This is a genomic window from Oceanobacillus longus, from assembly GCF_042650085.1.
In the GTDB taxonomy this organism is placed as follows: domain Bacteria; phylum Bacillota; class Bacilli; order Bacillales; family Amphibacillaceae; genus Oceanobacillus; species Oceanobacillus longus.
The window spans coordinates 684,425-705,492 of the sequence record NZ_JBHSAO010000001.1; the positions used below are offsets into that span (position 1 = coordinate 684,425).

Annotated in this window: 24 protein-coding genes; 23 read left to right on the plus strand and 1 reads right to left on the minus strand. The window is 37.2% G+C overall.

Translation table 11 applies throughout. The annotated features are described in order from the left end of the window. The first annotated feature begins 12 nt into the window (after positions 1-12). The 14 genes from deoB to ACFOUV_RS03585 all read left to right on the plus strand — a co-directional run bounded on the left by deoB (position 13) and on the right by ACFOUV_RS03585 (position 12,035). The gene (gene deoB, locus ACFOUV_RS03520) at positions 13-1,191 is read left to right on the plus strand and encodes a phosphopentomutase (protein WP_379495373.1); all 1,179 of its coding nucleotides are present in this window, start codon (positions 13-15) and stop codon (positions 1,189-1,191) included. Positions 1,192-1,207: 16 nt separating this feature from the next. Continuing rightward, positions 1,208-2,026, plus strand: a complete 819-nt coding sequence (locus ACFOUV_RS03525) for a purine-nucleoside phosphorylase (protein ID WP_379495374.1) — start codon at positions 1,208-1,210, stop codon at positions 2,024-2,026. Positions 2,027-2,054: 28 nt separating this feature from the next. Further along, positions 2,055-3,359, plus strand: coding sequence for a pyrimidine-nucleoside phosphorylase (locus ACFOUV_RS03530; protein ID WP_379495375.1), 1,305 nt, complete (start codon positions 2,055-2,057; stop codon positions 3,357-3,359). 200 nt (positions 3,360-3,559) lie between these two features. Beyond that, complete coding sequence (locus ACFOUV_RS03535) at positions 3,560-4,729, plus strand: D-alanyl-D-alanine carboxypeptidase family protein (RefSeq protein ID WP_379495376.1); 1,170 nt, start codon at positions 3,560-3,562, stop codon at positions 4,727-4,729. Between the two features lie 106 nt (positions 4,730-4,835). After that, positions 4,836-5,189: an anti-sigma F factor antagonist gene (gene spoIIAA, locus ACFOUV_RS03540; protein WP_379495377.1), complete on the plus strand. Its 354-nt coding sequence runs from the start codon at positions 4,836-4,838 to the stop codon at positions 5,187-5,189. Beyond that, entirely contained in the window at positions 5,186-5,626 is a 441-nt protein-coding gene (gene spoIIAB, locus ACFOUV_RS03545; RefSeq protein ID WP_379495378.1) for an anti-sigma F factor, read from the plus strand. Before spoIIAA ends, spoIIAB begins: the two co-directional genes overlap by 4 nt. Before the next feature lie 10 nt (positions 5,627-5,636). Then, entirely contained in the window at positions 5,637-6,395 is a 759-nt protein-coding gene (gene sigF, locus ACFOUV_RS03550) for an RNA polymerase sporulation sigma factor SigF (protein ID WP_379495379.1), read from the plus strand. A 142-nt stretch (positions 6,396-6,537) separates the two neighbouring features. Next, a complete protein-coding gene (locus tag ACFOUV_RS03555) occupies positions 6,538-7,137 on the plus strand; it encodes a stage V sporulation protein AA (RefSeq protein WP_379495380.1) in 600 nt (199 codons plus the stop codon). Next, entirely contained in the window at positions 7,134-7,562 is a 429-nt protein-coding gene (locus tag ACFOUV_RS03560) for a stage V sporulation protein AB (protein WP_379495381.1), read from the plus strand. Before ACFOUV_RS03555 ends, ACFOUV_RS03560 begins: the two co-directional genes overlap by 4 nt. An 18-nt stretch (positions 7,563-7,580) precedes the next feature. Next, a complete protein-coding gene (locus tag ACFOUV_RS03565; protein ID WP_379495382.1) occupies positions 7,581-9,056 on the plus strand; it encodes a spore germination protein in 1,476 nt (491 codons plus the stop codon). Positions 9,057-9,145: 89 nt separating this feature from the next. Beyond that, positions 9,146-10,453: a diaminopimelate decarboxylase gene (gene lysA, locus ACFOUV_RS03570; protein WP_379495383.1), complete on the plus strand. Its 1,308-nt coding sequence runs from the start codon at positions 9,146-9,148 to the stop codon at positions 10,451-10,453. A gap of 83 nt (positions 10,454-10,536) precedes the next feature. Then, a complete protein-coding gene (locus ACFOUV_RS03575; protein ID WP_379495384.1) occupies positions 10,537-10,974 on the plus strand; it encodes a peptidylprolyl isomerase in 438 nt (145 codons plus the stop codon). A 34-nt stretch (positions 10,975-11,008) separates the two neighbouring features. Further along, positions 11,009-11,455: a site-2 protease family protein gene (locus tag ACFOUV_RS03580; RefSeq protein ID WP_379495385.1), complete on the plus strand. Its 447-nt coding sequence runs from the start codon at positions 11,009-11,011 to the stop codon at positions 11,453-11,455. Between the two features lie 196 nt (positions 11,456-11,651). Then, positions 11,652-12,035, plus strand: a complete 384-nt coding sequence (locus ACFOUV_RS03585; protein ID WP_379495386.1) for a GNAT family N-acetyltransferase — start codon at positions 11,652-11,654, stop codon at positions 12,033-12,035. Positions 12,036-12,118: 83 nt separating this feature from the next. On the opposite strand, the gene ACFOUV_RS03590 is transcribed toward ACFOUV_RS03585, so the two are convergent. Beyond that, positions 12,119-12,202, minus strand: a complete 84-nt coding sequence (locus ACFOUV_RS03590; RefSeq protein ID WP_044476913.1) for a YjcZ family sporulation protein — start codon at positions 12,200-12,202, stop codon at positions 12,119-12,121. Positions 12,203-12,348: 146 nt separating this feature from the next. On the opposite strand from ACFOUV_RS03590, the gene ACFOUV_RS03595 reads away from it, so the two are divergent. The 9 genes from ACFOUV_RS03595 (at position 12,349) to ccsB (ending at position 21,037) form a co-directional block, all read left to right on the plus strand. Continuing rightward, positions 12,349-13,089, plus strand: a complete 741-nt coding sequence (locus ACFOUV_RS03595) for a segregation/condensation protein A (protein ID WP_379495387.1) — start codon at positions 12,349-12,351, stop codon at positions 13,087-13,089. Between the two features lie 2 nt (positions 13,090-13,091). Then, positions 13,092-13,685, plus strand: coding sequence for an SMC-Scp complex subunit ScpB (gene scpB / locus ACFOUV_RS03600; protein ID WP_379495388.1), 594 nt, complete (start codon positions 13,092-13,094; stop codon positions 13,683-13,685). Positions 13,686-14,464: 779 nt separating this feature from the next. Further along, a complete protein-coding gene (locus ACFOUV_RS03605; protein ID WP_379495389.1) occupies positions 14,465-15,565 on the plus strand; it encodes a D-alanyl-D-alanine carboxypeptidase family protein in 1,101 nt (366 codons plus the stop codon). A gap of 1 nt (position 15,566) precedes the next feature. Next, a complete protein-coding gene (locus ACFOUV_RS03610) occupies positions 15,567-16,151 on the plus strand; it encodes a nucleoside recognition domain-containing protein (protein ID WP_379495390.1) in 585 nt (194 codons plus the stop codon). Between the two features lie 2 nt (positions 16,152-16,153). Beyond that, positions 16,154-16,684: a spore maturation protein gene (locus ACFOUV_RS03615; protein ID WP_379495391.1), complete on the plus strand. Its 531-nt coding sequence runs from the start codon at positions 16,154-16,156 to the stop codon at positions 16,682-16,684. A gap of 74 nt (positions 16,685-16,758) precedes the next feature. Then, positions 16,759-17,493 (plus strand): pseudouridine synthase, encoded by a 735-nt coding sequence (locus ACFOUV_RS03620; protein WP_379495392.1) that lies wholly within the window; start codon positions 16,759-16,761, stop codon positions 17,491-17,493. A gap of 60 nt (positions 17,494-17,553) precedes the next feature. Next, entirely contained in the window at positions 17,554-18,141 is a 588-nt protein-coding gene (resA, locus tag ACFOUV_RS03625; RefSeq protein ID WP_379495393.1) for a thiol-disulfide oxidoreductase ResA, read from the plus strand. A 16-nt stretch (positions 18,142-18,157) separates the two neighbouring features. Beyond that, complete coding sequence (resB, locus tag ACFOUV_RS03630) at positions 18,158-19,795, plus strand: cytochrome c biogenesis protein ResB (protein ID WP_379495394.1); 1,638 nt, start codon at positions 18,158-18,160, stop codon at positions 19,793-19,795. A gap of 51 nt (positions 19,796-19,846) precedes the next feature. Then, the gene (ccsB, locus tag ACFOUV_RS03635; RefSeq protein WP_379495395.1) at positions 19,847-21,037 is read left to right on the plus strand and encodes a c-type cytochrome biogenesis protein CcsB; all 1,191 of its coding nucleotides are present in this window, start codon (positions 19,847-19,849) and stop codon (positions 21,035-21,037) included. Positions 21,038-21,068: the final 31 nt, after the last annotated feature.

Below are 21,068 nucleotides of genomic sequence, written 5' to 3' on the forward strand. Positions count from 1 at the left end.
AGATGATTTAAAATGAAAAAATACAAACGTATATTTTTGGTTGTCATGGATTCAGTAGGAATTGGAGAAGCCCCCGATGCAGATGTATTCAATGATATTGGTGCTGATACATTAGGACATATTGCTGAACATATGAATGGGTTAACCATGCCAAACATGGCACAACTTGGTTTAAGTAATATAAGAGAAATAAAAGGCATTGAAAAAGCGGTGAATCCAAAAGCCTTTTACACAAAAATGCAGGAAGCATCGAACGGAAAGGATACAATGACAGGCCACTGGGAAATTATGGGGCTAAATATTAGTCAACCATTCCGCACTTTTCCGGACGGGTTTCCAGATGAATTACTAAATGAACTAGAAGACAGAACTGGACGAAAAATAATCGGAAATAAACCTGCTTCTGGAACTGAAATATTGGACGAACTCGGCGAAGAGCATATGAAAACTGGAGCATTGATCGTTTATACATCTGCAGATTCTGTTCTGCAAATTGCTGCACACGAAGAGATTGTACCTATTGAAGAACAGTACCGAATCTGTGAAATTGCCAGAGAGCTTACACTAGATGAAAAATACATGGTAGGTCGTGTCATTGCTCGTCCATTTATTGGTAATCCCGGGGAATTCGAACGTACGTCCAATCGTCACGATTATGCACTAAAACCATTTGGAAGAACGGTGATGAATGAACTGGAAGATAATAATTATGACGTCATTGCAATTGGAAAGATCTCTGATATTTATGATGGTGAAGGAGTAACAAGAGCTATTCGTACAACCGACAATAATGATGGTATGACAAAGCTTGCACAATCAATGGACGATGATTTTACTGGGATCAGTTTTTTGAACCTTGTTGATTTTGATGCAAAATTTGGTCACCGCAGAGATCCGATAGGCTATGGTCATGCACTGCAGGAATTTGATGTTAGACTCCCTGAAGTACTGCAAAAATTAAAGGAGGACGACCTCTTAATTATTACAGCAGACCATGGAAACGACCCAGTTCATCCTGGTACAGACCATACGAGAGAATACGTACCGTTAATCATACATCATGTCAATGTAACTGAAGGTAATGAGATTCCAGTAAGAAATACATTTGCAGATATTGGAGCAACGATTGCTGATAATTTCAATATTGCACTACCTGAATACGGAAAAAGTTTTATGAAAGATATCAAGTAGAGGGGACGGAAATAGAATGAATCAATCAGTAATTTCAGAAGCAAGTAGTTATGTAAAAAAACAACTAAAGGAAACTCCATCCATCGGCCTAATCTTAGGTTCAGGACTTGGGGTCCTAGGGGATGAGATTGAGAATCCGGTTATAATCCCGTATTCAGAAATACCACATTTTCCAGAATCAACGGTATCTGGGCATAAAGGGCAGCTTGTAATAGGAACATTGGAAGGTCAACATGTTATCGCAATGCAGGGTCGTTTTCATTATTATGAAGGCTATTCGATGGAGCAAGTCACGTTTCCAATTCGTGTAATGAAAGATCTTGGTATTGAATCCATTATAGTTACGAATGCAGCAGGTGGCATTAATGAAAGCTTTAACCCGGGTGATTTAATGCTGATAACCGATCATATTAACAATATGGGAGATAATCCATTGATTGGTAAAAATGATGAAGAACTGGGATCGCGATTTCCGGATATGTCCCAAAGCTATGACAGAGAATTAATTCAACATGCAGAGGAATGTGCAAATAAGATTGGTATTTCCGTTCAAAAAGGCATTTATGTAGGCAATACAGGCCCTTCTTATGAAACTCCTGTTGAAGTAAGAATGCTAAGGTTACTTGGTGGTGACGCAGTTGGGATGTCTACGGTTCCTGAAGTTATTGTAAGTAGACATACAGGAATCCGTGTCCTTGGAATATCGTGTATTTCAAATATGGCTGCAGGAATACTAGACCAGCCTCTTACACATCACGAAGTAATTGAAACTACCGAAAGAGTACGGGAAAACTTCCTGAAATTTGTAAAGGAAATCATTAGCACATTACGATAAACTTAATAACCTAAATGAGGTGATTTAAATGAGAATGTATGACATCATCGAGAAAAAGAGAAATGGGAAAGAATTAACAAAAGAAGAAATTAAATTCTTTATTGACGGCTATACGGAGGACGCAATACCTGATTATCAAATCAGTGCATTATTAATGGCGATTTATTTTCAAGATATGACTGATGATGAACGGGCTAACCTGACAACTGCAATGGTGGAATCGGGTGACCAGATAGACCTTTCAGCTATCGAGGGAATCAAAGTGGACAAGCACTCCACTGGTGGTGTAGGTGATACGACAACATTAATCCTAGCTCCACTTGTTGCATCTGTTGGTGTTCCTTTAGCTAAAATGAGTGGCCGAGGGCTTGGTCATACTGGAGGAACGATTGATAAGTTAGAATCTGTCCCTGGTTTCCATGTGGAAATATCCAATGATGAATTCATCAAACTTGTAAATAAGAATAAAGTTGCTGTCATTGGACAATCAGGAAATTTAACCCCAGCTGATAAAAAATTATACAGTTTACGAGATGTTACTGCTACAGTTAACTCCATACCACTCATAGCCAGCTCCATAATGAGTAAAAAAATTGCATCTGGAGCTGACGGGATTGTACTTGATGTCAAAACAGGTGCTGGTGCGTTTATGAAAGATCTTACTGATGCAAAAGAACTGGCTCATGCAATGGTTTCCATAGGAAATCAGGTAGGAAGAAATACGATGGCCGTTATTTCGGATATGAGTCAGCCATTAGGTTTTGCAATTGGGAATGCACTAGAGGTTAAAGAAGCCATTGACACACTTCAAGGTAAAGGTCCTGATGACTTGACAGAGCTTTGCCTTACCTTAGGAAGTCAAATGGTTGTAGTAGCTAAAAAAGCGGAGAGTCTTAAAGATGCAAAAGAATTATTAGAAGCAAATCTTAAAAACGGTGAGGCCTTCAATAAATTTAAACAGTTTTTGGAATCTCAAGGCGGCGATGCCAGCGTAGCAGACAATCCTGAACTATTGCCCCAGGCCGCTTACCAAATTGAATTGCCAGCAAAGACTTCCGGGAAAGTGTCTACTATTATTGCAGATGAACTTGGTACTGCTGCAATGATGCTTGGAGCTGGGAGAGCTACAAAAGATTCCGAAATCGATTTAAGTGTTGGAATCGTTCTTCATAAAAAGATTGGTGATTCTGTAACAGAAGGTGAAGCACTACTGACTATTCATTCCAATCGGGAGACGGTGGAAGAAGTAAAAGAAAAACTATACCAAAGTATCGCTATAACACAAGGCAATGTTAACGCGCCATCCTTAATTTATGACACAATAACAGAATAACCAATCACTTAGAAAACTAAGGCATTCGCCAAACCAGTGGGGGAGTGCCTTAGTTGCACTTATGCAGATAAGAAAGTTTTATACTTTCATACTACAAGCACACATACGTGTGCTTTTTTTCTCTTTTTCTTTCTTTTCCGGGTATTAAAATACCAATATCAGGCAATCCTTACATTATATTGATTGCTGGAGGTATAACTATGAAAAAATATATAACATTCTTTACGTTAATGTTCGTCATTGCTATTACTGTGCCTTTTTCTGTCTTTGCAGAGGAAAATAATAATGCATTAAAACTTGCCGAAGAGGCGAAATCAGCTATTTTACTTGAACAGGATACCGGAGAAATACTTTTTAACAAAAATGATCAAGAGCAACTTCCACCAGCCAGCATGACAAAAATAATGACCTTACTTCTAATCATGGAAGCATTGGAGGAAGGCAAGCTTAACAAGGAAGAGATGATTCGTGTTAGTGACCGTGCTGCATCTATGGGTGGATCACAAATATTCTTGGAGGCCGGAGAAGAAATGTCAGTAAATGATCTCCTTAAAGGGGTTGCAATAGCTTCCGGAAATGACGCCAGCGTCGCACTTGCAGAAAGAATTTCCGGAAGTGAAGAGTCCTTTGTAGAAGAGATGAACAAGAAAGTAAAGGAACTGAATTTAGAAAATACGAAGTTTCAGAATACAACCGGACTGCCTGCTGAAGATCATTACAGTACCGCCTATGATATGGCCATTATTGCAAATGAATTATTAAAATATGAAACCATAACGGAATATACTTCTGTATATGAGGATTATTTAAGAAAAGGGCAGGACAATGAGTTTTGGCTAGTAAACACGAATAAACTTGTCCGTTTCTATCCAGATGTCGATGGATTGAAAACAGGCTATACGAATGAAGCAAAATATTGTCTGACCGCTACTGCAAAAAGAAATGACATGCGAGTGATAGCTGTTGTTATGGGTGCGGAGACACCTAAGGAAAGAAATGCAATTGTATCTGGTTTACTGGATTACGCATTTAACCAATTTGAAACCAATAAGTTGTTTGATAAAGATGAAAAAATAACAGAAGTACAATTATTAAAATCGAAGAAGCGAAGTATTGACATTGTATCCAATCAATCCGTAAGTACGCTTCACAAAAAAGGGGAAACGGAAAAGGATATCACGACTGAGATTGTACTTGAGGAAGAATGGGATCTGCCAGTTAAAAAAGGGGAAGAAGTCGGTAAACTTTATGTAAAAGATGGTGAAAAAATCCTATCAGAAGTTCCACTGACGGTTGAGGAAGACGTGGAAAAGGCTTCCTATTTAACTTTATTAAAAAGAACCATGCAAGAAATGGCGAAAATCCGCTGATTACTTCTAATTTTACCGATTGACCACTTCTTTTGTTGTATAGCAGGATTTTGACCTCCAAATGAAGAAATAGATGTATGACAGTTCTTATAGAGGAGGAAGATACATGGGACTACATTCAATGTTCGATGTAAAAGGGGATGTCTTAATCGTAAGACTTTCCGGTGAATTGGATCATCACGAATCAGAGGCATTACGAAATCAATGGAAAGATATGCTTTATTCCAATCCCGTAAAACATATTATTTTAAATTTAGAAGACGTTTCATTTATGGACAGTTCCGGGCTTGGAGTCGTACTGGGAAGGTATAAGGAAGTTATTCAATTAGGAGGAGAGATGGTTGTTTGTTCGATCTCTCCTCCAGTGAAACGATTATTCGAAATGTCTGGTCTATTTAAGATTGTGAGGTTGGAGGAGAATGAGGAATTTGCCTTAGCGACTTTGGGGGTGGCGTCATGAAGAATGAAATGTCTTTGGAATTTTCCAGTGTAAGTGAAAACGAAGCTTTCGCCAGAGTAACAGTCGCTTCATTTATAACACAGCTTGATCCGACGATGGATGAATTAACGGAAATAAAAACCGTCGTTTCTGAAGCAGTGACAAATTCCATCATTCATGGATACAACAACGAAGCAAATCATAAAATTTTCATAACCTGCATTCTGCAAGATGGGGAAATTGAGTTAACCATCAAAGACCACGGTATCGGGATTAGAGATATCTCAGAAGCTCGTCAACCCTTATACACGTCCAAACCTGAAATGGAAAGATCAGGAATGGGATTTACCATCATTGAAAATTTTATGGATTCTGTTGAAGTCATTTCATCCCCTGACAAGGGGACTACCGTTTATATGACAAAGCAGCTTTCCAAAACGAAAACAGTTTATAACTGAGGATGCTGCCATGAAAGTAAACGTTAAAAAAACTCGTCAGAAGGAACAGTTGTCGGATGAACAAGTAAAGGACTATATATTCAAAAGCCAACAGGGAGATAAAGAAGCACGAGATATTTTAGTAGAAAAGAATATTCGACTCGTTTGGTCTGTTGTTCAACGATTTATTAATCGAGGATATGATCCAGACGATTTATTTCAGATTGGAAGTATCGGCTTAATTAAATCCATCGATAAATTTGACCTTTCCTATGATGTTCGTTTTTCCACCTATGCTGTACCGATGATTATCGGAGAAATACAACGTTTTATTAGGGATGATGGCAGTGTTAAAGTCAGTCGTTCTTTGAAAGAAACCGGAAATAAGATACGTAGGAAAAGGGATGAACTAACAAAAGAGTACGGGAGATCTCCCACAGTTACAGAATTAGCAAATGCACTGGAAATATCACCAGAAGAAGTTGTACATGCACAAGAAGCTGCAAAGTCTCCACAATCGATATATGAAACGGTTTTTGAAAATGATGGAGACCCAATCACATTACTGGACCAGATCGCTGATCAGGATTCTAAATGGTTTGATAAGCTGACTTTACAGGAAGCGATTAGAAGTTTAACCGAAAGAGAGAGATTAATTGTATACTTAAGGTACTATAAAGATCAAACGCAGACAGAAGTAGCTGACAGATTGGGGATATCACAAGTACAAGTTTCCCGTCTTGAAAAGAAAATATTAGAGGATATGAAGAAAAATATGGACTCCACCTAGTCCATATTTTATTCTTCCTTTTAATATACCAATAAATGACGAATCATCACAGTTGTGATGATTTTTTTTGCTTTTAAATGATAAAATTTCTCCTTCTGCAAATACTACTATTAACAGTCTGATTGTAAAGGAAGTTTTTTCCGTGACAGAAATTATTTATCTTCGCATGAAAAAAAGAATCGAATTAAGCATACGTAGGCAAGTGTATCTTAAAGATATTGCATATATTTCCGCTGCACCGGAATATAAAAAGAAACTTATGGAAACTTCAATTTATCGGATTACAAAGAAGGATAAAAACATTGTAATCATAGATAGTTTCCTGATTATTGATCATTTAACTGCTCTGAATCAGGGTATAGATATTCAACTTTTAGGGCCCGAACAGACGATTATTCAAATCATCGAGAAAAAAAAGCCGGTCAATGTTTGGATTGCAGCTTTTGTATGGTTATTGCTTTTCATTGGGACAGCCATGACGATTATGAATTTTCATTACGATGTTAGTATGCAGGAGGTACAACAAAAGTTGCATTTTATACTCACTGGTAAAGAAAATGAATTTCCATTATGGATTCAAATACCATACTCCTTTGGTTTAGGCATCGGAACTCTGCTGTTTTTCAACCATTGGTTCAATAGAAGATTTAATGAAGAACCCAGTCCACTAGAAGTCGAAATATACAATTACCAGCAGGATCTTAACAATTACTTAAATCAACATGAAAATAAGCTAAAATGATACAAACTCTTTTGATTAACCTCGTTCAGATTCTCATTGGTTTTAGCGGAGGTCTCGCTGTTGGAGCAGGGTTTGTTGCGTTTATTACTGTATTGGGTATTATTCCAAGATTGATTCAATTAAGTAAGACAGAACCACTTATAAAGGTATACAGTGCAAGTGTTATGCTGGGACTAATGATTGGGACTTACTTCTCCTTTGCAGATGTTTCTCTAAAGCAGCCTGTTTTTGCATTAATGATCTGGGGAATATTGCATGGAATCTTCAATGGGATGTTGGCAGCTGCTCTTACTGAAGTACTGAATGTATTTCCAATTTTATCCAGAAGAATCCATATGGAAAATTATTTATTACTCTTATTAATGGCAATCGTGTTTGGAAAAATTTTCGGTTCTTTATTTCAGTGGACTTATTTTGTAAGGTAAAACGATGGGGGTAAGAGAATGCCAAAAACAAAAAGTAACCATATCATCTCCGCCAGTATTCAGGATAATCATGCATATATGGAAGAAAAACTTGGAATGGGAAGTTCTTTTGATATTGGCTTCCGGGAACTAATTATTCTGAAGCAAAAAGTTCAGATTTACTATGTTACCGGATTATGTGATTCTTCTGTAATACAAGAATTGCTAAAAAAGCTAGTTGAAATTAACGATGTGGAAACCAATACACGAAAACTCCCAGAAATAATCGAAAACCGTTTGGTACATCAGCAAGTAAAGGCCGTAAAAACAATGGATGAAGCAGCAGATGAAATTCTTTCTGGTTTAATCGGAGTTTTTATCGATGGCGAAAAGTATGCACAAATCGTGGATGTCAGAAGCTATCCAGGAAGAAGCCCAGAGGAACCTGATACAGAAAAAGTCATTCGAGGATCAAGAGATGGTTTCACTGAAAATATCATTGAAAACACTGCTTTAACGCGCAGAAGATTACGTGATGAAAGGCTGCGCAATGAAATGATGAAAGTAGGAGAACGTTCAAAGACTGACGTTTGCATCAGTTATTTACAGGATATAGCTGACGATGGTCTGATTGATTTAATTAAAGAACAAATAGAAGCTATCGAAGTCGATGGGATTACGATGGCAGAAAAAACAATCGAAGAATATATCATTAATCGTAAATGGAATGCCTATCCACTTGTTCGTTATACGGAAAGGCCAGATGTAGCTGCTAGTCATTTACTAGAAGGACATGTGCTGATTTTTGTGGATACTTCACCAAGTGCCATTATTCTTCCAACTACTTTCTTCCATCATTTGCAGCATGCTGAAGAATACAGACAGGCGCCATCCATTGGAACATTCATTCGTTTTATTAGATACTTGGCTGTTTTCGCTTCCATGTACTTACTGCCATTATGGCTTTTATTTGCACTTGATCCAACTTTGCTCCCATCAGAGCTCAGTTTTATCGGGCCGAATGAGGAAGGAAATGTACCGATATCCTTTCAGATTATACTTGCAATTTTTGGTATCGAATTCTTAAGAATGGCTGCCATTCACACACCTACCCCTTTATCCACAGCTATGGGATTAATTGCAGCAGTACTAATTGGCCAAATAGCTATTGATGTTGGATTGTTTTCACCTGAGGTCATTCTATATGTTTCAATAAGTGCAATAGGTTCTTATGTAACCCCAAGCTACGAACTGAGTGTTGCAAATAAATTAATGAATATCTTTTTTGTATTATTTGTCGGATTATTTGAATTGACTGGATTCGTTATAGGATTGGTAGTAAGCATCTTATTTTTGGTTAATATAAAATCACTTAAAACACCATACTTATGGCCTTTCTTACCTTTTAATGCGAAAGCAATGCTTCATATTATCTTAAGAATACCGGTTCCATATACAAATAGTAGACCTAGCATTGTTCATCCTCGGAATAATTATAGACAACCGACAAAATGAGCTAACGATAGTTAGCTCTTTCGTTTTTAACTTTAATATGGTAAAGTATTTTTATTATTTCAAACAACATAGTGGGGGAACAAAATATTATGATAATCGATCATCATCCATTTCAAGTTAATCGTAACGGCCATCTTGAAATAGGTGGAATGGATACATTAGAACTTGCTGAAAGATATGGAACACCGCTTTATGTCTATGACGTTTCCATTATCCGCCAGAATGCCAGGGCGTTTGTTAATACATTCAAAGAAATGAATGTGAAAGCAAAAGTGGCATATGCAAGCAAAGCCTTTTCCACCATTGCCATGCTTCAAGTTGCAAAACAGGAAAACCTCTGCCTAGATGTCATTTCCGAGGGCGAATTATATACAGCATTGAAAGCAGATTTTCCAAGAGAACGAATCCATATGCATGGAAATAACAAAAGTCATCAAGAAATAAAGATGGCAATTGAAAATAATATTGGATGTATCGTTATAGATAATCTCCTTGATATTAAATTAATCGAAGAAGAGTTAACAAGGCAAAATAAAACGATTGATGTACTTTTACGCGTTACTCCCGGTATTGAGCTAAAAACACATCAGTATATTATGACTGGAAATGAAGATTCCAAATTTGGCTTTAATCTGCAAAACGGACAAGCTAAAGAAGCATTTAACCTGCTTAACCAACACGATACCATTAACCTAAAAGGACTACACTGCCATATAGGTTCTCAGATTTTTGAAACAGAAGGCTTTCGGGTAGCAGTAGATATTTTGTTTGATGAACTCTCTAACTGGTATTCTGAATATGATTTTGTTCCCGAAGTACTTAATTTGGGTGGAGGTTTTGGGATTCGCTATACAAAAGATGATGACCCATTACCGCACAGTGATTATGTAAGAGTTAGTGTTGAAGCAGTTAAGAAACATTCAGAAGCATTACAAATCCCTATGCCAGAAATCTGGATCGAACCCGGAAGATCTATCGTAGGCAATGCTGGCATTACGCTCTATACAATTGGTGCAATCAAAAACATTCCGGGTGTTAGAGAATATGTATCTGTGGATGGGGGAATGACTGATAATATAAGACCTGCACTGTATCAGGCAAAGTTTGAAGCAGTAATTGCAAATAATCCCAATGCAAAAGTGACCAATGAAGTGTCGATTGCAGGAAAAGCATGTGAATCCGGTGATATGCTCATATGGGATCTACCAGTTCCAAAGCTTAATCACGGTGATATTCTTGCAGTTTTTTCCACTGGCGCATACAGCTATTCGATGGCAAGCCATTATAACCGATTGCCAAATGCTGCGGTGGTCTTTGTGGAAGACGGAGTGGATAAGTTAGTCGTTGAAAGGGAAAAATTTGAAGATGTTGTTAAAAATGACCTATCCTATGAATAGGATTACACTGACTTTCTTTCAAATCTAGACAATTAATGATAAAATGAATGATGCCTTAAATAAATGAACAAGGGGATGTACATATGTCTAAAACAGGATATATTTTAATGGAAAATGGAAATAAGATTGAATTTGAACTTTATCCAAATGAAGCTCCAAATACGGTTGCTAACTTTGAAAAACTGGCAAATGAAAACTTTTATGATGGCCTAACTTTTCACCGAGTTATTCCAGGTTTTGTTAGTCAGGGTGGATGTCCCACAGGTAACGGTACAGGAAATGCAGGCTATACGATTAAATGTGAAACAGAAGGGAACCCTCACAAACATCAAGAAGGGTCTTTATCTATGGCGCATGCAGGCAAAGATACAGGCAGTAGCCAATTTTTCGTTGTTCATGAACCTCAGCCGCATCTAAATGGCGTGCACACTGTTTTTGGGCAGGTTACTTCCGGAATTGAGCATGCCAAATCCATGAACAATGGCGATGTGATGAAAGAAGTTAAAGTAGTTTCAGAATAACCCATTCATCATGGCTGATTCTAAGGTAGCTTAGATGGATATGTATTTAATTGTCTACCTTATATTTGTCATTGCACCACTGACCACCCTGATACATGAACTTGGACATGTATCAGGGTCCTTAATTGTTAAGGCAGATTATATTCGACTTACTATGGGCTATGGAAAGAGACCGTTTACTTTTAACTTTAACCAAATTAAATTTATCTTTTATCCTTTTTATTTTATAGGTGGCTTTACCACGAGTGAGCGGGATAAGCCATACAAAAATTCGGAAATTGTTTGGGTTACCATTCTAGGCCCGGTATTCAATGCAATAACCGCTTGGTTAAGTTACTTTGCATTTGAATTTTACCCAAGTGAATTTCTACAGTTACTCTTTTGGTTTAACATTTGGATGGCTATTGTAAATATCATTCCTTTTAAAATCAATGAAAAACAAACCGATGGATTTACCATTCTTAAATTGATGATAAAATAAGCGGTATTTCAAAAGTAGTATGATTACTTAAAAAATTGTCAACAATTGTAAAATGTGGTGTAATTAAAGATGTATATTTGACAAAAGACCTCAATAGTGCAATAAATAGATATATACTTTTTTTACAGGTTAATGACATTTTTGAGTTATACAGATTATTTAACCAATCAAATGTGTTTAGTAATGAGGGGTAATTATGTTAATTCGTTATAAGAAAAATTTAGAAAAGATTGCAATGGGTTTATTGTCTTTTATGCCGGAAGAAAAAAAGGACGTTAAGAAATTGCAACAAACCATTAAAGAGTACGAAACCAATGAAAATTGGCATCTTCATCTATGGAAAGAAGAAGATGTACTCGGAGCTGTTGGCGTGCGGATAGAAGATGGTCTAAACGCTGTTATTCAGCACGTGTCCGTAAACCCTTCCCACCGGAATACTGGTATCGGCAAAAAAATGGTTAATGAAGTTAAACGTCATTATCAGAATAAATATGCAGTCAGTACTACAGATGAAATAGAGGATTTTTATAACAAGTGCACAGAAGTGGCAGATAAAACCACAACTAGTGAGAACCAATAAAAAACCAGCCCTTATCCTGTTAGGGCTGGTTTTCATGTTTATTGGTGCTCTACTTCAATCTATATAAGTTTACGGGTTCAACTTTAGAACCAAGCAGCACCGACGATGATCAAAAGAATGAACAAAACAACAATTAACGCAAAGCCTCCGCCATAACTATTACTCATTATAAACTTCCTCCTTTTTCTTCATTACATAAATGTTTTGTGGTAACATTTATCTTACGTTATAGCTTATGTCATCATCTACTTCCTTGTATGGGCGCTTAACTAAACTTTAATTACTTTAAAACATAAGAAAGGATGAAACATCAATGAATCAAGCATATCAGGTGAAATTGGATGCATTTGAAGGGCCGCTTGATTTATTGCTCCATTTAATCAATCATTATGAAATTGATATTTATGATATCCCAGTTGCTCAAATAACGAAACAATACATGGAATACATACACGCGATGCAAAGCCTGGAACTTAATATTGCCAGTGAGTACTTAGTCATGGCGTCGACGTTGGTAGCTATTAAAAGCCAAATGCTGCTGCCTAAACAGGAAATAGACATAGACCAGGACGAGGATTATATGGAGGACCCCAGAGAAGAATTGATGCAACGACTCATAGAGTACAGAAGATTTAAAGAAGCAGCGGAGAGACTAAAAGAAATGGAAAATGAGTCGAAAAGCATATTTACGAGGCCACCGGTTGTTTTCAAAGATTTAGCTCTGGAAAAATCCCCTGTCGTTCAAGGTGATATTTCCATTTATGATTTGATTGGAGCCCTCGGAAAAATGTATGAACGAAAAAAATGGAATAAACCACATGATACAACAGTCCAACGTATGGATATTCCCATAGGAGAAAGGATGCAGGATGTATTAAGTAAAGTACGGAAAGCAACAAATGGAATTGAGTTTGATCAATTATTTCCTTACCCTACACGCACACATATAGTAGTGACTTTTATTGCCATATTGGAGCTTATGAAATCCAAGGAAATATACTGTAAACAAGCGAAGCATTTTGATGCATTGTATATATATTGTATGGAGGAATAAATGTGGAAATTGATGATTTAAAAGCCATTGCTGAGGGTCTTCTTTTTGCCAGCGGTGATGAGGGCATTACCATGAAACAACTATGTAGAATAATGGATATTCCAGATTCTGCTGTTCAACATATTATTGAAGAATTGAAATATGATTATGAGCGAAAAGATCGCGGTTTAATGATTATGCAATCTCAGGAAGTCCTTCATTTAACCACGAAGCCAGAACACAGTGATTATTTTAAAAGATTACTGGAGCTTCCACAAGCAAGCAGAATGTCACAGGCCGCACTTGAATCTTTGGCTATTATAGCTTATCAGCAACCAATAACGAGAACAGAAATAGAAGAAATCAGGGGAGTAAAGAGTGATAGACCAGTCCAAACCCTTCTATCCAGATCACTGATCGAAGAGATTGGTCGAAAAGATAGTGTTGGAAGACCTATTCTTTTTGGGACAAGCAAAGATTTTCTTACATATTTCGGTCTAACTTCACTTGAAGAACTGCCACCATTGCCTGAATCTACGGAAGAAGATGATGAAGCAAATGAGGCAGATTTATTTTTTGAAAGAGTTAATGATGAAATGAGTAGCAACCATGAATAAAATCAATCCTTACATTTTTTGTAAGGATTTTTTAGTTGAGAAACTTAGAATGTTTCTACTAATCACCTTGCTAAACGTGGTAACAATAAGACTATTTACGTAATGTTTGTTGTTTTATAACCCTACGCAGTTGAGATAAAATGCGAACAGAATAAGTAACTTCGGCGACCGCTCTGGAGAAATATACTTCGCTTTCCGCGGGCGGCTGGTGAGCCCCCTCGTGCTAACGCACTCCGGGTCTCACCGATGCCTTTCCTCCCGCTGGAGTCTTCGTATATTTCCCCAGAGCTGATTTTAAGCTTACAAAATATTAACTGCATTAGTGATTTATAAAATTCATATCACCGAGCTTCACCAGTCCGGCATCGCTGTGGGCGGTGACTCCTGCGGGAATAGCACGTGTCCGAAGACCAGAAGAGCGGTTTTCTCTTCGGGGCTGAGGCCGTGCCTAAGGATGCGCATCCGCCTAGAGCGATCCCGGACGGCGGGAAAAGCAGTTACTTTAAGAAACTAAACAACCAGCAGTTACTTCGGAGTTTATAGAAACTACGATGATAAAAATTAAGTTAATGAAAAGAGTCTTGGAGTCCAGATGTAATCGGAATGCTAAGTACAAACAGTTCATCCAAAGTCAACTTGAGCAGTATATCAGAGTCCCTAATTCTACTAAGGCTAATTTCTCATTTCATTCTTCGTAAGTTTGTTCGTAAATAAATTTATTCATAACAACAAGTCCCGTGCATAATATATAAAGACATCTTTTCCGGGAGGCTTACAAAATGCGTTTTTTAATCTTATTCGTACTATTGTTGTTAATCAACCTCGGTTTTCCCTTGGTGGGACAAGCTATGCCTGGAGTCTCAGCAAACAATGCCATTTTAATTGAACAATCTACTGGTAGGGTACTATTTGAAAAAAATTCAAATGAGCAAGCGAATATAGCTAGCATTACAAAAATAATGACGGCAATTATTGCTATTGAATCCGGAAAAATGGATGACATGGCAAAAACTTCTAGAAAGGCGATTTATACGGAAGGTTCTTCCATTTACCTGGAACAAGGGGAAAAGATGAAATTAGAGGATCTTGTATACGGTTTAATGCTCAGGTCTGGAAACGATGCAGCTATTGCAATTGCTGAACATGTTGGAGGAAGTGAAGAAGGATTTGTTTTCTTAATGAATGAAAAAGCACAATGGCTTGGAATGACAAATTCCCATTTTGATAACCCACATGGCCTTGACTCGGATACACATTTTTCCAGCGCATATGATATGGCTATACTTATGCGTTACGCGATGGAAAACAATATGTTTAAAAAAATTACTGCTACCGAAAGCTTCAAATCTGATAATAGGTCTTACGCTTGGCAAAATAAGAATAAATTACTCACTCAATTCTATGAATATTGTACAGGAGGCAAAACCGGTTATACCAAGATGACTGGACGAACATTGGTAAGTTCAGCTGAGAAAGATGGTATGGAATTGATAGCCGTGACACTTGATGCACCTGATGATTGGAGGGATCATACTTCAATGTTTGAATGGGGATTTGACAATTACAACATGGAATCAATTTCTGAGGAAGGGTCCGTTAAATACCGAATAGATGAAAATAACCAAACGGTAAATGGTTATTTACGGAACCACATTCTATATCCTTTAACCACTAAAGAAAGTACATTGCTGTCTGTTAAAAATTATCTATTGACGGATCAAAACATAGAAGATCACGAGAAAATTGGAAAAACCGTTTTCTTCTTGGACAATAAGCAAATTTTAGAGACAACTATTTTCAAAGAACCGCCCATAAAAAAAGAAGGTCACTTTGGTAAGCAACTAAAATCTGTTTTCCTAAAAACACTAGGATTAAGATAGAATGATTAATATTATTTGGGCTTGTATGGCAATCGTAGGAATTGTATTCGCCATGTTCAACGGAAAAATGGAAGAAGTGAATCAGGCAGTATTTGATAGTGCTGGTGAAGCTGTTACACTTTCCATTGGTTTAATCAGTATTTTAGTATTCTGGCTCGGAATCATGAAAATTGCAGAGAGCGCAGGTATTTTACTGGCTCTCACAAAATTATTCAGACCACTTATCGTACGACTGTTTCCAGAAATCCCAAAAGACCATCCAGCAATTGGCTACATATTATCCAATATTACTGCTAATTTATTTGGATTAGGTAATGCAGCGACACCCATTGGAATTAAAGCAATGGAACAAATGAAGCAATTAAGTGGAACAGATACTGCTTCTAGGTCAATGATTACATTTTTGGCATTAAACACTTCTGGTCTCACATTAGTACCAACGACTGTAATCGCAATTCGAATGCAATATCATTCCGTTTCGCCAACAGAGATAGTAGGAACTACCATATTGACAACCTGTATTTCTACAGTAAGTGCTATTTTAATTGATCGTTTTTACTATTACAAAAGTACTTGGGGGAAATAATTATGGGAATGGTTACATCAATTAGTACGTGGATTATCCCTTGTTTTCTATTAATCGTATTATCTGTCGCTCTTGTTAAAAAGGTACCTGCATATGAATTATTCGTAGAAGGAGGAAAGGAAGGTGTCAAACTGGCATTTTCTTTGCTTCCTTTTTTAGTTGGCATGATTGTAGCAATATCGATCCTTCGCAGTTCTGGCGCAATGGAAGCGTTTATTAATTTAATATCACCATTTCTCCATTTCATTGGAATACCACCGGATATTATTCCACTTGCACTTATCAGACCAATATCAGGAACTGCAGCTTTGGGAATGACTACTGAATTAATAGCTACATTCGGACCGGATTCATTTATCGGTAGGCTGGCATCCACAATGCAGGGAAGTACTGACACCACCTTGTATGTTTTAACGGTCTATTTCGGAGCAGTTGGGATTAAAAAAATGAGATATGCATTGAAAGTCGGCCTTTTAGCAGACCTAATTGCTATACTTTCATCCATCATTATTGTTAAAATGGTATTCGGATAGGGAATAAAACTAGCGTTAATATAAAGTTAACGCTATTATTATGTAGAAAATAATAAGTAAAGTATGGTGATATAATGACAACAAGTGGAGAAAGACTTCAGAAGGTAATTGCTCAAAGTGGAATAACTTCCAGAAGAAAAGCAGAACAACTGATTATAGATGGAAACGTTAAAGTAAATGGTAAAGTTGTAACTGAGTTAGGAACAAAGGTTACAGGAGATGACAATGTTGAAGTTAACGGATTTCCATTGGAAAAAGAAGCATCTGTATATTATATGTTGTATAAGCCCAGGGGAGTAATCTCAAGCGTTAAGGATGACAAGGGTAGGAAAGTTGTTATTGACTTAATGGAGGGTGTAAGCGAAAGAGTATTTCCTGTAGGCAGGCTGGATTATGATACGTCGGGAATTATACTTTTGACAAATGACGGAGATTTCGCGAATCTGTTAATGCATCCCAAACACGGCGTAGAAAAAGTATATGTAGCTAAAATTAAAGGTATACCTGATAAGAGAGAACTTGGACGACTTAAGCGTGGCGTTAAAGATGAAAAAGATTTGCTTAAGGCTGCAAACTATAATGTTCTTTCAACAGACAAAAAGAAAAATACAATGATTATTGAATTGACTTTACAGGAAGGTAAGAACAGACATGTTAGAAGAATGATGGAACAATTAGGCTACCCTGTAATGAAATTGAAAAGGGAAAGATACGGCACACTAACATTAGATGGACTTAAGCCAGGTAAATATCGTCCTCTTTCGCCGAAAGAAATCAAACAAATTCGTAACTCTGCACTAAAATTGTAAAAAATTAGTCAAAATTTACCCTTTACTCAGATGGTATAATGGCGAGGGGAGTGATTAATTTTGAGTCTGGAACAGAAAAAAATGGCCAAGCAGAAGAAAAAAAGAAATCGGCTAATATTTAGAACCGCAATCCTAGCGGTCTTAGTGGCTGCAGTTGTTTTTGCGCTTGTTTCCAATTTGCAAAAGGATAACACGATATATCAAGTTGGTGATAAAGCACCTGATTTTCAACTTAAACAAATCAGTAATAATTACGATGCAGAAACCGTTCAACTGAGTGATCTAGAAGGAAAAGGTGTAATGTTGAATTTCTGGGCAACCTGGTGCAAACCATGCGAGGCAGAGATGCCTTACATGCAGGAATTATATCCAGAGTACAAAGAAAAAGGAGTCGAAATTGTTGCTGTAAGTCTCGACGGTACAGAGCTAGTCGTTGACCGCTTTATTGATAAATATAATCTGACGTTTGCTATCCCTCATGATAAATTGGGAGAAATCAGAGATTTATATAAAGTTGGTCCGATACCAAGCACTTTTTTTATTAATCCTGAAGGAGAAATAGAGGATGTTGTTAATGGTGCGCTAACATTGGAACGACTCGAGGGATATTTGCAAGCAATACAGCCAAGTGTGGAAGAAGCATCATAAATGGTGGGGGATTTAAATGAATAAAATAAAATGTGAATGTGGACATATTAATCCCGAAGGCACCGTTTTATGTGAAGCATGCGGAAAGCCTATAGAAGGGAATCAGCATATTGATGGAAACGAAGGTAACAAACTGCTCAACATGCGATATGATGGCACTGCACGCCGTTCACAAACCTACAATAAATCGATCATCGACAGAACTTGGAGTTTCTTCTCTTCGGTTAAAGTTGGTGTCTGGTTAATTGTTATTGCGTTAATTGCTTCCATGGTTGGAACCATTTTTCCGCAACAAATATACATACCTTCAGATGCAGTATCACGAGATCCTGCAATTTTTTATGAAGATCGTTACGGCATAACAGGGCTTATCTATTATCAACTGGGATTTCATAATTTATACAGTTCTTGGTGGTACATCCTCTTAATTGCTTTAATCGGTATTTCGCTTGTTATCTGTAGTTTAGATAGATTTGTTCCATTATATAAAGCGTTAAAAAGGCAAAAAGCACAACGTCATGAAACGTTTCTAAACAGACAGCGCTTATACAGCGAAACGGAAAACGTATCCAAACAGGATATCGAAACAGTTCAAGATAACCTAAAAAAGGCAGGATATAAAGTCAGAAATGAAAATGGCCATATTCTTGCTGAAAAAGGAAGATTTTCCAGATGGGGTCCATATGTGAACCATATTGGTTTAATCATTATCCTAATTGCGGCTATTTTACGCTCTACCCCTCTGATGTATACAGATGAGTACGTCTGGGTCAGGGAAGGAGAACAAATTGTTATTCCTGGTACCAATAGTAAATACTACATCGAGAATAAAGACTTTATTATGGAAACACATGATGAAGATGATGAACGGTTTACGCAGGCGATTCAAGAAGAAGGAGTAGTACCAAGTAACTTTCAGACTGATGTCATTATCTATCAAGCTGGTGAAACTGCAGTTGCAGGAGCTGAACCTGAACTCCAACCAATACTTGAAGATTCCATTCAAATGAATAAACCAGCAAAATTCGATAGATATACACTATACCAATCCGGATATCAAGTGAATGAATTTCATAATATGACCTTTAAAATTCATGAGACAGATGATACAGATGAAACATCATTGGGCTCATTTACGATTGATTTAACGAATCCAGAGTCTGTCTATGAACTCGATAATGGATTTCGTGTCATGATAGATCAATATTATCCGGATTATTTTATGGATGACAATGGAATTCCAGCATCAGAAACTAATTATCCAAGGAATCCAGCATTTGTATTAATGGTTTATCCTCCAGATAGTGATAATCCTGAAGTTAGCTTTCTTGGTATTGGAAAAAATATAGATGCAACTGGAGAGAATGAATTTAAACTCGCAATTGAAGATTTTGAAATGCGTGATGTCAGTGGTCTTACACTAAGAGTAGATAATACATTATGGTTCTTTAGTATTGGTGCAGCCATATTTATGATTGGTGTTATCCAAGGAATGTATTGGCAGCATCGCCGAATCTGGATCCATCCGAAAGATAATTGGCTCTTAATCGCAGCCCATGCCAATAAAAATTGGTTTGGCCTCAGTAAAGATATTGAAAAATCAATAGAGAATACATCAATTAACATGGTTGAAGATCAGCAGGAATTGGAATAAATCTGCAAATATCATCTACAGCAGATTTATTCCAGATAAGGAGGAGATTATATGGATTTGCTTAATATAAGCAGTACAATGCTTTATTCGGCATTTATTCTCTATCTGGTTGCAACATTTTTCTTTGGGGCAACAATCAGACAGAATAAATCTGAAAGAAGAAAGAAAACCAAAGCAGGTACAATTGGGATAACAATAACCATAATCGGTTTTATCGCACAACTTGTATACCTTATTACAAGATGGATTGCTAGCGGACATGCACCAGTAAGTAATATGTTCGAATTTGTGACATTCCTCGGAATGTGTATGGTCCTTGGATTCATAATTCTTTATTTCTATTACAAGTTAACTTTTCTTGGTCTATTTGCACTTCCTATTGCAATGATTATCATCGCTTATGGAAGTATGTTCCCAACCGAAATTTCACCATTGGTACCTTCATTGCAAAGTCACTGGTTGTATATTCATGTAACAACCGTAGCCTTGGGCCAAGGGATCCTTTTCATCAGTTTTGCGGCAGGGATTATGTATTTAATCAGACAAATCGATCAAACATCTAGAAATAAAAAAAATGTTTGGCTTGAAATTGTAATCTATACAATGTTCTTGTTCATCGGTTATATCGTCATTACTTCCGCTTTTAATATCATGAATTACAATGCCACTTTTGAGTATCAACAAGGAAATAGCATGGTTACAACAGATTATCGTTTACCTGCCATTGCAGGTCCAATTAATGGGACACTTATGACAGAAGGAGTCATGGAACCTTGGTTTGATACACCATCCTGGATGCAGGGAGCAGACGCTGGAAGCAAGTTTAATACCGTAATCTGGTCCATTCTTTCTGGTTCTATTCTATATGGTCTTGTAAGATTATTTACGCGTAAACGGATTGCGGCAAAAATCCAACCATTGCTTAAAAATATAAAACCGGATCTTTTGGACGAAATAATGTACCGTTCGGTTACGATTGGTTTCCCAATATTTACATTAGGTGGTTTAATTTTTGCTTCCATCTGGGCCCAAATTGCTTGGGGTCGTTTCTGGGGTTGGGATCCGAAAGAGGTTTGGGCACTGGTTACTTGGCTCTTTTACGCTGCTTTCCTACACTTGCGCTTATCAAGGGGATGGCACGGTGAAAGATCAGCTTGGCTAGCGGTAGCAGGATTCGGCATTATCATGTTCAACCTGATTGTTGTTAACCTAGTGCTTGCGGGTCTTCATTCATATGCTTAGACTTTTCATTACAGAACGGGGTATCCTAATG